The sequence below is a fragment of the Campylobacter concisus genome (genome assembly GCF_002913865.1).
Taxonomy (GTDB): domain Bacteria; phylum Campylobacterota; class Campylobacteria; order Campylobacterales; family Campylobacteraceae; genus Campylobacter_A; species Campylobacter_A concisus_AM.
Window position 1 is genome coordinate 1 of record NZ_POYX01000035.1, and the last position, 14,478, is coordinate 14,478.

The window sequence follows — 14,478 nt, forward strand, 5'->3', positions numbered from 1 at the left end:
ATGACAATTGAAGGGGTTATAATGACACAAATTTAAATCACTCCCTGCCATAAAGTGCTAAAAATTTCTAAGCAACTTTTCAAACTGCACACCATATCTTGTGCGATTATCATCTTTTAGTGTGATCTTGATGCTCTCAAGCACAAAATTTGCTGCCTTTTTGATAGCATTTTGCATGCTTTCGCCATTTATGAGCGAGCCAAAAAGCACTGAAGCGAAAATGTCGCCAGTACCACTTGCATGAAATGGCAAATACTCATGAAAGTATTCCACTTTTTCTTTCGTCTTTGCATCATAAGCTATGATACCACACTCATTTTGCTTGTATCTAATGCCCTTTAAAACGATCTTTCGTGCACCAAAACTAGCCAAGCCATCAAGCAGCTCCAAAATGTAATCCTCGCCGTATCCCTCGCTCAAAAATGGCTTGCCGCACATAAAACTTGCCTCAGTTATGTTTGGCGTGATGACGTGAGCCTTTGTGCAAAGCTCCCTCATCTTTGCCACAAATTTCTCATCAAAGCCATGATAAAGTTTGCCATTATCTCCCATACAAGGATCCACAAGCCTTAGCAAAGAGTCGCTGTCAAATTCAGCAAAAACCTTCTCTATAAGCTCAAGCTGCCTAAAACTACCTAAAAATCCAGTGTAAATTCCATCAAAACTGATGCCCTCTTTGTGCCAAACCTGCGTTATAGCGTCAAATTCATCAGTTAGATCACGGAAAGTGAAATTTTTAAAGCCAGTGTGAGTTGAGAGCAGTGCCGTTGGCAAGATGCACGTCTCGATGCCTTGGGCACTAATTATGGGAAGTGCGACAGTGAGCGAGCATTTACCCACGCACGAGATGTCTTGTATAGTTAAAATTCGCTTCATCTATCATCTTAATTTATAAAATTTAACGCCAGCAACGTCAGTTTGATAAACCGCGCCTTCTTGCAAGAGCTTGTTTAAAATTTGTTTTGAGTGCTCTGAGAAATTTTCTTCTACATTTGCCGCAGTTTGCGGACGGCGCTCTAACATGGCTAAAATTTCACTCTTGCTAAATTCATACTTTTGCTCTATCTTGTGAGCCCTAGCTATGGTAACTGGCACGCCGTTTATCTTGCTTGCTAGCTCTTCAAGCCTGCTAGCATCAACGCCTTTTACATTGTAAGCTGGCGGGCGATCTATCGTACCCACATCCACTCGGTGCGGAGCTATCTCGTTTATAGCCTTATTAAGCACTATGAATTCCTCTTCTTTGTCGTTAAATCCAGCCACGACCAAAATTTCAAGCACAAGCTCGCCCTTAAATTCCTTGCGAAATTTAGCCATTGCTTTTATAAGCTCATTTATTTCTATGCCACTTTTGTTGCGGTCTATCTTTTTAAATGTGCTTTGCACGGCGCTATCAAGGCTAAATTTCACTATATCAAGCCCTTGTAAGGCTTCACAAATTTTTTGATCTCTCGCGCCTGAGCCATTGCTTAGGATAAGAGTTTTTGCCCTGCCCTTTATCTCATTTACTTTTACTATCAGCTCTTTTAAGTGCGGATAAAGAGTTGGCTCGCCATTTGCTGTAAGCGTGATGGCATCGATATTTTGATGAACTTTTAATGCTTCTTTTAAAGCGCTTATGATTTCACTAACGCTTGGCGGATTTTCTATCTCTTCAACTGGCTTTGCGCCCTTTAGCTCGCAATAAACGCAGTCAAAATTGCATGATTTTTGCTTTGGACTTAGATCGATGCCAAGGCTCATGCCAAAACGGCGAGAATTTATGGGCCCAAAGACAATAGTGCTATCTTGCACTTTTTCTTTGAACCTCTTTTATAAAATATTTTGCGTTTTCAACTGGCACATCAGGCAAGATCCCGTGACCAAGGTTGAAAATGTGCGGTGCGCCTTTCATCGTGCTTAAAATTTTATCCACGCCCTCATCGATCGCCTTTTTACTATAAAGTCTTGTTGGCTCCATATTGCCCTGAAGGACGTATCTTGGGCTAAGTTTTTCTTTTGCTAGTTCAATCGGCGTGCTCCAATCAACGCCAAAAACGTCAAAATTTCCTGAAATTTTATCTAAATAGCCGCTTATACCTTTTGGGAAAACTATGACTGGGATCTCTGGGAATTCGGCCTTTACGCTATCAACTATCTTATTTATATAGCTAAATCCAAACTCAAAATATGCCTGCTCCTCAAGCGCAGCCGCCCAGCTGTCAAAAATTTGCACCGCATTTACGCCAGCTTTTATCTGCTCTTTGATGTAAAGAATGAGCGCTTGCGTCACTTTTTCTAAAATTTGATGTAAAAATTCTGGATTTTCATAGAGCATCTTTTTGCAGACCGCATAATTTTTGCTGCCGCCACCCTCTATCATATATGTAGCTATCGTCCAAGGTGCTCCGCAAAAGCCAATGAGCGCCTTATCTTTGGCTAAATTTTCTCTTGTAAGTTTGATCGTGTCATAGACGTATGCTAAGCTTTTAACCGATCTTTCGATGCTAAGTGCATCAAGAGCTGCCTCATCACGCAAAGGCTTTGTAAAAACTGGTCCCTCGCCCTTTTCAAAGCGCAGATCCATACCCATTTCAAGAGGCACGACAAGGATATCACTAAATAAAATCGCCGCATCAACACCAAGAATTTCAACTGGCTGAAGCGTGACCTCGCTAGCCTTTTTATAGTCTTTGCAAAGTGATAAAAAGTCCCCTGCTTTAGCTCTTACAGCCATATATTCTGGTAGATATCTACCAGCTTGGCGCATCATCCAAACAGGCGTGTATGGCGTAGGTTTTTTAAGGCAAGCGTCTATAAAAATCATCAAATTTCCTTTAAATTTTTAAATGGATATTATCCAAAAATAGCTAAAGAAAAGATGTAGGAGAAATTTTAAGCGTAAGAACGCTTAAAATTTTAGTGATCTCCCTTGTGAAGGAAGTAAAGTCCAAGACAAAGTGCAAGGATAGAAGCCGCAAGATAAGCCATCTCAAGCGGAGTTGTGAAGTTTGCGTGAAGCACTCTTTGGAAGAAATTTACGATTAAAACCATGACGATCACTTTGCCAAGCTTGTCTTTTAGCTCATCAAGCGAATGCACTTCAAGCACCTTACTCTGCTTTGACTGCTTTAGCTGTGTGATCTCTGAGATGAAAAGCTCGTAAATTCCGAAGCTAAATATATAAAGAACAAGCGCCATCAAGTATAGATCTATCGCTCCAACGATCTCGCCAACGACCTCTGAGTGGAAATTTTCAACGTGGAAATTCTCTACAAAGAAGTATTTGTATATCTCTAAAAGCACTTTGCCGACATCGTAGCTAGCGATGATGAAAAGTGCGATCGCGCCTAAAAGGCCAAAGACCACCGGAAAAAGCGTGAAACTGTTGCTTGCAAGCAAAATTCTCTCAAATATTTTACGCAATAAAAACCCTTTTTATGAAATTTAAAAAGGGGGTATTTTATAGTTTTTTCCTTAAATTTTAGGTGCAAAATCGCAATTAATTTTAATGCAAACTACTCCTGCATCGCGATCCATTTTTGTGCGATCCTGACAGCATTTGTCGCAGCTCCCACACGGATCTGATCGGCACTGCACCAAAGGTGAAGCACATTTGATCTAAAGTTATCAACCCTGATCCTGCCAACATAAGTCTCGTTTGTATCGCTTGAGATAGTAGGCATCGGATACTCTTTTTTAGCTGGATTATCGACTACGACGACACTTGGAGCTTTGCTTAAAACCTCTCTTGCCGCATCTGCGCTCACATCCTTATCAAAGTGGATAGTGATCGCCTCAGAGTGGCTTCTAAGCACTGGCACACGCACACATGTCGCGCTCACTTCGATATCTTTGTGAAGAATTTTTTGCGTTTCATTGACCATTTTCATCTCTTCTTTTGTGTAGTCATTATCCAAAAAGACGTCGATGTGTGGGATCACATTTAGCGCTAGGCGGTGCGCAAAGACCTTTGGCTCGCACTCATCAAGCTTAAATTCAAAAAACTTTTGCATCTGCACAACAAGCTCCTCCATGCCCTCTTTGCCAGCGCCACTTGCTGCTTGATATGTAGAAACATCGACCCTGTTGATGCCAAAAGCGTCATTTAGGGGCTTTAAAATTTGCACCATTTGGATGGTTGAGCAGTTTGGATTAGCGATAATGCCGCGGTTTTTCCACATAGCAATGTCACTTGGATTGCACTCAGGCACGACTAGCGGGATATCTTTATCCATCCTAAAATGGCTGGTATTATCGATGACTACCGCGCCGCTATCGGCTGCAAATTTGGCAAATTTCTCTGAAACTGAGCCGCCTGCACTAAAAAATGCGATATCAATCTCGTGCTCGCTAAAAACTTTCTCGGTTAGCTCTTTTACTTTATAATGTTTGCCCTTAAATTCGATCTCCATGCCAACGCTCTTTGCACTTGCAAGTGGCAAAAGCTCACCAACTGGGAAATCAACCTCCTCCATAACTCTAAAAAGCTCTTCGCCGACCGCTCCAGTAGCACCAACGACCGCTACGTTAAATTTTCTCATCTGCTCTCCTTGGTTTCTTTTAATTTTCTTAATTTGCATAATTTTACTAGCCAAAAACTTAAATTTTTACCTATTTTTTACTTCTTGCTTGCAAAAATAGATCTTTTGGCAAAATTTCATCGCCCTCGCTTAGTATAGCTGCACGCTGCACGACTGAGATGAGCTCTCTTATGTTGCCTGGATAGTCATAGCCCAAAAGCTCCTCTTTGGCTGCTTTTGAGAAATTTTTAGCCTCAAAGCCATACTCTTTACAGCACTTTTCTAAAGCATCCTGCGCGATAGGCAAAATTTCATCATTTCGCTCGCGAAGTGGCGGGATGAAAAGTGGGATCGTATTTAGGCGGTAAAAAAGATCTTCTCTAAACCTGCCCTCTTTCATCGCAAGCTCTAAATTTGCATTTGTAGCGCAGATGATGCGAACGTCTATCTTTTCGCTCTTTGTAGCACCAAGCCTTGTTATCTCGCGCTCCTGTAAAGCACGAAGCAGCTTTGGCTGTAAATTTATAGGCATCTCACCGATCTCATCTAAAAATAGCGTTCCGCCATTTGCCAGCTCAAACTGCCCTTTTTTGGTAGTAACGGCATCGGTGAAAGCGCCTTTTTCAAAGCCAAAAAGCTCACTTTCTATCAAATTTTCAGGGATCGCTGCCATATTTAAAGCGACAAATGCAGCATCTTTTCTAGGTGAGTTTGCGTGGATAAATTTAGCAAAGACCTCCTTGCCAACGCCGCTTTCGCCACTAAGCATTATTGAGGCGTCCGTTCTTGCAGCTTTTAGCGCGATATTTAACGTCGCTTCAAGCGCCTTTGAAGTGGCTAAAAAGTCGTTATTTTCGCTTTTTGTTTCAACTTTTTTTATGCTTTTTGGGGTTTTTTGCTTTAGTGCCTCTACCCTTTTTATCGCTTCATATAGTGTTGAGACGTCAAATGGTTTGGTTAAAAAGTCCTTCACGCCAAGCCTGACGCTCTCGATCGCCTTGTTTAGAGTGGCGTTTCCTGTCATTATGATGACGTCAAATTTGCCGTTTAGCTCTTTAATGAACTCAAGTCCGTCCATTTTTGGCATGTTTATATCGGTGATTATTAGATCAGTGTCGTCGTCTAGCTTTTTTAGGGCCTCAACTGCGCTCTTATAGCTTTTGATGTTTAGCTCATCATACTCGCCAAGCGCGATCTCAAGCGACTTTCGCATATTGATGTCATCTTCTACTATGACGATATTCATTTGATCTCTTTTTTATTGAAGTGTGCCGATGATAGCGGATTTTGGCTTAAATTCCACCATAAATCTAACTGGTAAAATTTTCAAATTTGAAGCGTTTGAGATCTGTGCATTTTTGACATGAAGCTCATTTTTTATCATAACTTTTTTTAAGGCAAAGCACTCAAATATCTCATCTTTGTGTAAATTTAAAAAGCCAAGAGTTGTGGTGTTTTCATCTTTAAAAGCGTCTATCTGGCAAAGAAATTTTGGTTTTGGATTTGGCGAAAGGGTCATCGCCTTTGAAAATGAAATTTCCTCATTAGCGATGATGTGATTTGTCGTATCGACCTTTGCCCAGAAGATAAACTCCTCCAGGCAAAAGGCAAAATTTAAAAGTATCGTTAGTAAGAAAAGACTTCTCGCCACTTATCTTCGTCTATCTTAAGCTCCATATTTACCTTATAAAGCCCGTCTTTGAAATTTTCATTCACGATCCTTGCGTTTTTGACAAGGCCTTGAACCTTTGAAGTGATAGATGAGTCGTTTAACATCGCGTCTCTTACGGTATCTTCAGCGTTGATCTTTACGCCATAGAGCTTGCCAGCAAGCTGCGAATAAGCATCAGCCATCGCCGCTCTTTTTGCAAGAGTGACCGACTGAGCGTATGAGAGCGAATTTAGCGGAGCTATCCCCTCACCTGTGGCTCTAAATGTAGTCTCTCTTGGAGCGCTATCATATATCATCTTCTCTTTTTTCATCACCTCTCTAAGATCGTCTTTATCGACCTTTTGGATGACTACGTTGCGGTTTGATGTGTTTGTTGGCTCGCCCATAAAGCCATTAAATGTGCAGCCACTAAAAAGCGCCACCATCACAGCAAAAAATAAAATTTTAACCTTCATAAACAACCTTTTTTATGCTTTTATTTAAAATTTAACAGCAAATTTTATTCCAAAAGCCCCATATCTTCGCTTGGTGCTTCATCCTCGTCCTCGCCGTCTTCAGCCTTAGGGCATCTTGCGATACTTACAACATCATCGCCATCGACGTTTACGACGATCACGCCGCTTGTGTTACGTCCTGCTTTTCGGATGCTTTGCATATCGACTCTTATCATCTTGCCGCTTGATGTTAGAGCCATAAGGTCTTGCTCTTCATCAACCATCACAACGCCCACTAGATCGCCTGTTCTATTTGTTAGCTTCATGCAGATGACGCCTTTGCCGCCGCGGTTTGTCAAGCGGTACTCATCAGCAGTTGTGCGCTTGCCGATACCTTTTTGAGATATGCTTAAAATTTCTTGATCATTGCTTTCGATGACTGCTGCACCTACGACCTCGTCGCCTGGCTCTTTAAATTTGATACCAGTTACGCCGCGTGCAGTTCTTCCCATTTGGCGAACTTTGCTGATCTTAAATTTAAGACACATACCCTTTTTGGTAACTACAAATAGCATTGTCTCATCGGTTGAGCTTGCGTCCTCTTCAGTATTTGCACCATCTTCATCGATCTCGTTTTGTATCTCTTCTATCTCAAGCACTTCGCTCTCAACGCTTAGCTCATTTTCAGGGTCAGTGACTGGCATATCATCGTATGTTTGAGCGATGAGCGCAGTTACTAGCTCGTCGTTCTCATCAAGGCTTATAGCTCTTACGCCAACTGAGCGGATGTTTTTAAATTCGCTTAAATTTGTGCGTTTTACGATGCCGTTTTTAGTGAAAAACGCTAGCGATTTGCTCTCGTCAAAGTCAGTCGTTGGGATGATCGCTTTGATCTTCTCATCAGGCTGCAGCTGGATCAAATTTACAACTGCTTTGCCCTTTGCTGTGCGGCTTCCCTCTGGAATTTTATAGACTTTTAGCCAGTATAGCTGTCCGCGGTCTGTCACAAACATAAGCGTGTCGTGAGTATTTGAAGTAAAGAAGCTCTCTATAAAGTCATCATCATATGTCGTGACCGCTACTTTGCCCTTGCCGCCGCGTTTTTGCTTCTCATACTGCTTGCTTGGCACACGCTTGATGTAGCCGCGGTGAGTTATGGTTACTACCATATTTTCATTTGGTATGAGGTCTTCAATGTCGATATCATCGTAGTCATCAACGATCTCAGTAACCCTTGGTACTTTAAATTTATTTTTGATCTCAAGAAGCTCTTCTTTGATCAAATTTTCAAGCAATGTCTCGCTCTTTAAAATTTCATCAAGTCTTGCGATCTCAGCCATAAGCTCAGCTAGCTCGGCTTCTAGTTTTTCTCTCTCTAGGCCTGTAAGCTTGCTTAGGCGCATATCAAGGATAGCGTTTGCTTGAAGCTCTGAGAGGTTAAATTTACTCATCAAGCCTTCTCTAGCAACGGCTGTATCGGCACTATTTCTAATAAGCTCGATCACCTCATCGATGTTATCAAGTGCGATCTTTAGACCCTCTAAGATGTGGGCTCTTGCGCGCGCTTTTTCAAGCTCAAATATCGTTCTTCTAATGATGACTGTTTTTCTGTGATTTAAAAATAGCTTAAGTAGCTCGATAAGGTTAAATACCTTTGGCTCTTTGTTATTAATAGCAAGCATAATAACGCCAAAAGTGCTCTCCATCGTGGTTGATTTAAATAAGTTGTTTAGCACGATGTCGCTCATTGCGTCGCGTTTTAGCTCGATGACTACGCGGATGCCGTCCTTGTCAGACTCATCTCTAACCTCGCTGATGCCCTCTATCTGCTTATCTTTTACAAGCTCGGCGATCTGCTCGATAAGCCTAGCTTTGTTTGTCTGATAAGGTAGCTCGTCGATGACGATCACATCTTTATTTGGCTTTTTTTCTATGTGAGTTTTAGCTCTTAGTTTGACCCTGCCACGACCTGTGCGGTAGGCCTCTATGATGCCCTTTTTACCAAAGATGATACCGCCAGTTGGGAAGTCTGGACCTTTTATAAATTCCATCACCTCTTCAAGTGTCGCCTCTTTGTTTTCAAGAAGGAGTAAAAGACCGTCTATTAGCTCATCAAGGCTGTGTGGCGGGATATTTGTCGCCATACCAACAGCGATACCGCTTGAGCCATTTAATAATAAATTTGGCACACGGCTAGGCAAAACATCTGGCTCAACCTCTCTATCATCGTAGTTTGGCACAAAATCAACCGTGTCTTTGTCAATATCTTTTAAAAGCTCTTCAGTAAGCATGGTCATTCTAGCTTCGGTATAACGCATCGCAGCTGCGCTGTCACCATCAATCGAGCCAAAGTTTCCTTGTCCATCAACGACTGGATAACGCATAGAAAATTTCTGAGCCATACGAACAAGTGCGTCATAAACCGCTATGTCGCCGTGTGGGTGGTACTTACCGATGACTTCACCGACGATACGAGCTGACTTCATATAAGCACTTCTGCTGCCAACGCCGAGGTTATCCATAGCGTATAAAATTCTTCTATGAACTGGCTTTAGTCCGTCTCTAGCGTCAGGCAAAGCACGTCCGACGATGACGCTCATAGAGTAGTCAAGATAGCTATTTTTTATAGAATCTTCGATATCAACTGAAGCGATATCTTGAGTTAATTCAAGTAGATTGTCTTTCATTTTTATCCTTAAATTTAGCTTGTGGGATTTTAGCCAAAAATTGATAAAAACTTTCTAAGGGCAAAGCGGCCTGGGTTAAATTTAACCCTTAAGCGCGCTCGTAATATGTAGCTCCGTTTGAAAAACGCTTTGTATAAAGTGGGGTGTAAGGCACAAGATCAGCGTGTCCTGCATAGAGCCTGCCCTCTGGCTTAAGTAGCTTATGAAGCCTTTCGACGCATTTTAGTCTAAATTCGTCGTCAAAATATATCATCATATTTCTTGAAAGGACGATGTCAAATTTACCAAGATTAAACATCGCATCGTCAAAGACATTTAAAATTTTAAACTCGCACCTTGGCAAAATTTCCTTTTTGATGAAAAATTTGTCATCTTTTTTTGTAAAAAATCTCTCCTTTTGAAACTCGCTTAGCCTATGTAAGCTCCTCTCGCCGTAGCATCCCACACTACAAGCTTGTATGGCTTCTGAGTTTATGTCGATGCCAGTTAGCTGGATATCACTTTGTTTAAGACCAAATTCATAAGCAAGCATAGCAAGCGAATAGACCTCATCGCCAGTTGAGCAAGGCGCGCATAAAATTCTAGCCTCCCCAAGCTCTTTTGCGTAGTAGATCACGTCTTTTAGCTGTGCTAGCTCTCTATAAAAATATGTCTCATTTACGGTGACTAAATTTAAAAGATCTTGCCTAAGCAGCGTGTCAAATCTTATCATCGAAACTAGATCTTTAAAGCTTTTTATCTGGCGATTTTTGGCAAATATACTAACTCTTTGCAGAGTGATGTCCCGCTTTGGCTCCAGATCAACACCGCAAAGCGTCTTTATAGTGCTCATAAATTCGTTAAATCCATCCATATCGCTTGGTGCTTTTGCCTCTAAAACTTCGCTTTGTTTATCCACTTTGTTAAAAAGCATTTAAAAACTCCTCAAGCTCTTTTCTTATCATCATTAAATTTAACGATTTTAAATTTTGATTTAGCTCTTTAGCGCGCTTTGGCATGCCATAAACTATCGCGCTCTCTTCGTTTTCAGCTATACATTTTGCACCTGCTTTATAGAGCTTATCAAGCCCAGCTGCGCCATCATCGCCGATGCCAGTTAGCAAGATCGCTAGTAAATTTACATTTTTGGAGATCTGCGTGCCTGAGTTAAAAAGCACATCGACATTTGGCGTATATATCGTTTTTATCTCAGGTTGTGGCTTTGCACTAACTGGCAAAGTCGCTGAAATTTCAAAATTTTGATCACAGATATAGACGATATTTTCTCTTAAATTTGTCTTTTCGCTTAAAATTTCAACATTTATGTTACACTCCCTGCCCATTTGCGTGACAAATGAGTTTATAAACATCTTGTTCATATGCTGAGCTATGACGACCATCGCACCATTTAAATTTATATCTTTTAATAGTTTTTTTATATGACCTGGGCCTCCTGTAGAAGCCCCTATTAAGACCAGTTTTTGAGCCACTAATTGCCTTTAAATTTAAAATTTACCACACAAATCAAGTTCTAAATTCGCCAAGTTTTGCATTTAGCGCATCTGTCATCTTGTTTAGATGCTCAGCAGCTGAAGCTATCTCTTCTACGCTTCTTGCACTTTGAGATGAAATTTGACTTATGCCCTCCATGCTTTTTACTATATCGTCAATATCCTTACCAGTCTTTATATAGTCCTCGATAGTTTTATCAGATAGTCCTATGGCTGATCTCATGATACCACTCATATCTCTTATGGTGTTTTGCGCGTTGTTTGCCACGCCTGTTAGCTCGCTTATTTGCTTAGAATTTATACTCATTTGCTCGCTACTTTCATTTATCGCTTGAACGATGACGTTAATAGTTGCGTTTATCTCAGTGAGGCTCTTTTGAGTGCGCTCAGCTAGCTTTCTAACCTCATCTGCAACGACTGCAAAGCCACGTCCATGCTCGCCTGCACGTGCTGCTTCGATGGCTGCATTAAGGGCTAGTAAATTTGTCTGATCTGCTATGTCGTTGATAACAACAAGGACTGATTTAACCTGCTCGGCATCACGGCTAAGCTGCTCGATCTTGCCAGCCATTTGATTTTCAATATCTGATGTCTGAGCGATCTCTGAAGATAAATTTGAGATAGTATTTAGCGTCTCATCAACGTAGCTTAGCGCCTTTTGAAGATCATCTTTGCCGCCTTTTGCAACTTCGATTGACTCTTTCATATATGATTGTATCTCAGTGCAATCCTTCCCAGCGTCCTCAACTATCTTGCTTGAGTTTTCTACCCCGCGACCAGTTTGGACTGAGGTTGAACTAAGCTCATTTGCGATGGAGCTGTTTTCATTTGAGATATCTTTTGCCTCCGAGATTAAAACCCTTACTTTTTCTATAAATTTATTTATAGCTTCGCTTGCCTTTGCTATCTCATCTTTGCCTACAACTTCTAGTTTTCTTGTTAGATCGCCATCGCCACTTGAGAGGTTTGTAGCTCGCAAGATTAGCTCATTTAGCGGTTTTGTGATAGAAAATTTAGAATAAAGCATAGCAACTATTAGTGAGATGATTAAAACTACTACGGCTATAACAATGAAATTTGTAGTGTTTGCCTTAGCGTCATTTTGCATAGTGGCTGAAATTCTATCTATCTCTTTATACATGCCCTCAAGATTAACAACAGACATCAGCACTACATCTTCATGAAAGAGGTTTAGTTTTAGCCCTTTTCCTATCTTTCTAGTCGTTGAGCCATCTTTTGCTTTAGCTACAAAATTTACAAAAGCGCCCTCGCTATTTTCCGAGGCTTTTTGCATAAGATCTTTTATGTATTTATAGCCATCTGCATCAGTTGCTTCAAGTCTATCAAGACCGTTATACTCAGGCACTCCAGGACTAGAGATAACCACGCCTTTTGTTGTATAGATACTAAAGTATCCCTTTTTGTCATCGCCAAATCTAGCCTTTGAGAGATAGTCGATGATATCTTCTTTTTGATCTTCAATGGTCTCGTTTGCGTCGTCATAGACCTCTTGAATTTTTAGCAAAATGTTTGAAACGATATCCATCTCTTCACTTAAAGCTGCCCTTTTGTCGGCTAAGATCGTTTCAGTCAGCTGTTTGGTAGAAAATTCTATCGCTTTGTTTTGCTCGTAAATATTTAGAAAGACTAAGATGGCTCCAAGCACCAGTAGGGACGAGACGATCATCATCGTCACTTTTGATGAAATTTTCATAATACCTCCTTTTTAATGTTTAAATTTCCTTAATTTCGAGATTATAGCACTATTAGAGTGCAATATTTACTTTTTATTTGTGATCTTATATAAAAAGCTAAATATCTCGGCCACCGCTTTATATAAATTTGGCGGTATCTCTTGATCGACCTCGACCTTGCTTAAAATTTCAATGAGATCAGGATCCTCTTTGATCGGTATATCATGCTCTTTTGCAAGGCTTATTATCTTATTTGCTATCTCGCCAGCACCGCTTGCAAGCACCTTTGGAGCGTTATCTTGCGATCTGTTGTAGCCAAGAGCGACGGCTTTTTTCTTATTTACTTGCATCAAATTTTCTTATCAAAGCCCACATCAAGGCCACCAAAATTTTTAAATCTATCGTTTAGCTTCACCTTTGGCAAGGTTTTGATGTTAAAATTTGAAACGATCAGTCCAAGCTTTGAGATCGCTTGCTTTAGCTCGCTTGAATTTCCTAAGATAAGCTCTTTAAACTCATTTGTCTGCGTTGCCACCGATAGATCGATATAGCGTTTATCCACAAGCCCAACCATCACATTTATCTGGCCAAATTTCTTAAAATTTAGATCGATCTGGGCATAAAATTTATCCTTTTTGCCCTGTTTAAACGCGACATTTCCGCCCTCAACGCCGTCCCAGATATAAGGCATATAAGTTTGTATGCCTCCTTGCAAGCTTGAGACCATCTGGTGCATCTCGATTTGCGAGATCATCTTGTTTGCAGCATTGACGGTTTGGGCGTTTTGGCTCTTTTCGCTTATGTTTAAAAGCGTGCTTTTTACATCTTGATTTAGCACCTTTGAAATTTCACTCTGGCTCTTTGTCGTGATGTTATTTATATCATTAGTGGCTAGTTTTAGCTGTTTTAAAAGCGCCTTACTTTCGGCTAGATCGCTTTTAGCCGCACTTGCTTCTGGATCTGCTAGGCTTAGGCTGTGAGCGAGGCGTCTTGCTGCACTTTGGAGCTTATCTTGCAAGCTACCCTCTTTTGAGACGTCACTAACCTCATTAAATGCCTTTACAAGCCCAGCCTCATCGCCTATGTTATTTAGCATTTTTAGATCGTTTTTTAGGCTCTCAAGGATAGCTTTTAGCTCTTTGTGATTTTGTGTAAAGCCAAAGTTTTGATTTAGTTTTTCGCTAGCTAAATTTCCTACCTTCTCGCTTAAATTTGAGATGAAATTCTCCATCTTACTGGTCTGATTTTTAACAGCGTCTGCGCTTTGCTCTTTTGAGAAGTTTTTATCTAGAAATTTAGCCACATTATCAAGCTTATCCACATCTTTTAAAAGCGTTTTTACACTTGAGTTATCAAGGATGTTTTTAGCATCACCGCTCGCTTTTTCAAGCATAGAAGTAAGCTTCATAAATGAGTTTTGATTATCTAAGCTCTCATCATTTAGGGTTAAAATTTGACTAAGTAAATTTTGATTTGAGAGATTTTTTATATCGCTTAGTAGCTTTTGTATCGAGCTTGGTAGCTTCTCTGGAGTAAGTGCATCTTTTAAATTTGCTTCAAGCATGACGCCTGAGTTTTTGATCTGATCATTTAGCGAGCCAGCTTTAAGATCGGCTATTGGCTTTAGAAATTCTTTTAGTTTTAGCGCAAGGCTCTTTATCTCAGGGCTTTCATTTTGCGCAGCTTCTGCCTCTAGGCTTTTGGCAAGGTCAGAGAGCTCGCTAGCTAAATTTGGAGCAATCTTCGTATCTTTTGCCTGAGATAAAATTTGCTCAGCTTTGCTAAGACTTGAAGCACTTTTTAGATCATCAAGCACCCTTGCAACTAGCTTGCCAACGTTATCAAGGGCGTTTGAGACGGTTTGTTCGCTTGGCGTCTGGGCTGGCTGATTTTTAAAAAGCGAACCCTCGTTTTTACGGACAGGCGCGTTTTGGGTGGCGTTTTGCCCAGTTTGAACCGAGGTGTTTGAGATATTTAGAGAATTTGCTACGTCCATTTT

General features: G+C 40.8%; 14 protein-coding genes. All 14 read right to left on the bottom strand.

What is annotated here, in order from left to right; translation table 11 throughout:
• Positions 1-57: 57 nt before the first annotated feature.
• The gene (locus tag CYP77_RS02265) at positions 58-876 is read right to left on the bottom strand and encodes a pyridoxamine kinase (protein WP_103567300.1); all 819 of its coding nucleotides are present in this window, start codon (positions 874-876) and stop codon (positions 58-60) included.
• Positions 877-879: 3 nt separating this feature from the next.
• Positions 880-1,794: a radical SAM protein gene (locus tag CYP77_RS02270; protein ID WP_103567299.1), complete on the bottom strand. Its 915-nt coding sequence runs from the start codon at positions 1,792-1,794 to the stop codon at positions 880-882.
• Positions 1,784-2,806: a uroporphyrinogen decarboxylase gene (hemE, locus tag CYP77_RS02275; RefSeq protein WP_103567298.1), complete on the bottom strand. Its 1,023-nt coding sequence runs from the start codon at positions 2,804-2,806 to the stop codon at positions 1,784-1,786. Before hemE ends, CYP77_RS02270 begins: the two co-directional genes overlap by 11 nt.
• 92 nt (positions 2,807-2,898) lie before the next feature.
• Positions 2,899-3,405 (bottom strand): YqhA family protein, encoded by a 507-nt coding sequence (locus CYP77_RS02280; RefSeq protein WP_035142535.1) that lies wholly within the window; start codon positions 3,403-3,405, stop codon positions 2,899-2,901.
• 92 nt (positions 3,406-3,497) lie between these two features.
• Positions 3,498-4,523 carry an aspartate-semialdehyde dehydrogenase gene (locus CYP77_RS02285; RefSeq protein WP_021090026.1) on the bottom strand — a complete coding sequence of 342 codons (1,026 nt, stop codon included), beginning with the start codon at positions 4,521-4,523 and terminating at the stop codon, positions 3,498-3,500.
• A 70-nt stretch (positions 4,524-4,593) separates the two neighbouring features.
• Positions 4,594-5,748 carry a sigma-54-dependent transcriptional regulator gene (locus CYP77_RS02290; RefSeq protein WP_103567297.1) on the bottom strand — a complete coding sequence of 385 codons (1,155 nt, stop codon included), beginning with the start codon at positions 5,746-5,748 and terminating at the stop codon, positions 4,594-4,596.
• A 12-nt stretch (positions 5,749-5,760) separates the two neighbouring features.
• Complete coding sequence (locus CYP77_RS02295; RefSeq protein ID WP_103567296.1) at positions 5,761-6,153, bottom strand: hypothetical protein; 393 nt, start codon at positions 6,151-6,153, stop codon at positions 5,761-5,763.
• Entirely contained in the window at positions 6,129-6,629 is a 501-nt protein-coding gene (locus CYP77_RS02300; protein WP_103567295.1) for an LPP20 family lipoprotein, read from the bottom strand. Before CYP77_RS02300 ends, CYP77_RS02295 begins: the two co-directional genes overlap by 25 nt.
• A 44-nt stretch (positions 6,630-6,673) precedes the next feature.
• Positions 6,674-9,295, bottom strand: a complete 2,622-nt coding sequence (gene gyrA, locus CYP77_RS02305) for a DNA gyrase subunit A (RefSeq protein ID WP_103567294.1) — start codon at positions 9,293-9,295, stop codon at positions 6,674-6,676.
• An 88-nt stretch (positions 9,296-9,383) separates the two neighbouring features.
• Positions 9,384-10,208 (bottom strand): CheR family methyltransferase, encoded by an 825-nt coding sequence (locus CYP77_RS02310; protein WP_103567293.1) that lies wholly within the window; start codon positions 10,206-10,208, stop codon positions 9,384-9,386.
• A complete protein-coding gene (locus CYP77_RS02315; RefSeq protein ID WP_021087663.1) occupies positions 10,198-10,764 on the bottom strand; it encodes a CheB methylesterase domain-containing protein in 567 nt (188 codons plus the stop codon). Before CYP77_RS02315 ends, CYP77_RS02310 begins: the two co-directional genes overlap by 11 nt.
• A gap of 34 nt (positions 10,765-10,798) precedes the next feature.
• Positions 10,799-12,499 carry a methyl-accepting chemotaxis protein gene (locus CYP77_RS02320; protein WP_103567292.1) on the bottom strand — a complete coding sequence of 567 codons (1,701 nt, stop codon included), beginning with the start codon at positions 12,497-12,499 and terminating at the stop codon, positions 10,799-10,801.
• Between the two features lie 66 nt (positions 12,500-12,565).
• Complete coding sequence (locus CYP77_RS02325) at positions 12,566-12,832, bottom strand: FlhB-like flagellar biosynthesis protein (protein ID WP_223227339.1); 267 nt, start codon at positions 12,830-12,832, stop codon at positions 12,566-12,568.
• On the bottom strand, positions 12,829-14,475 hold the full coding sequence (locus CYP77_RS02330; protein ID WP_103567291.1) for a flagellar hook-length control protein FliK: 1,647 nt from the start codon (positions 14,473-14,475) through the stop codon (positions 12,829-12,831). The genes CYP77_RS02325 and CYP77_RS02330 overlap by 4 nt, the downstream gene beginning before the upstream one ends.
• Positions 14,476-14,478: the final 3 nt, after the last annotated feature.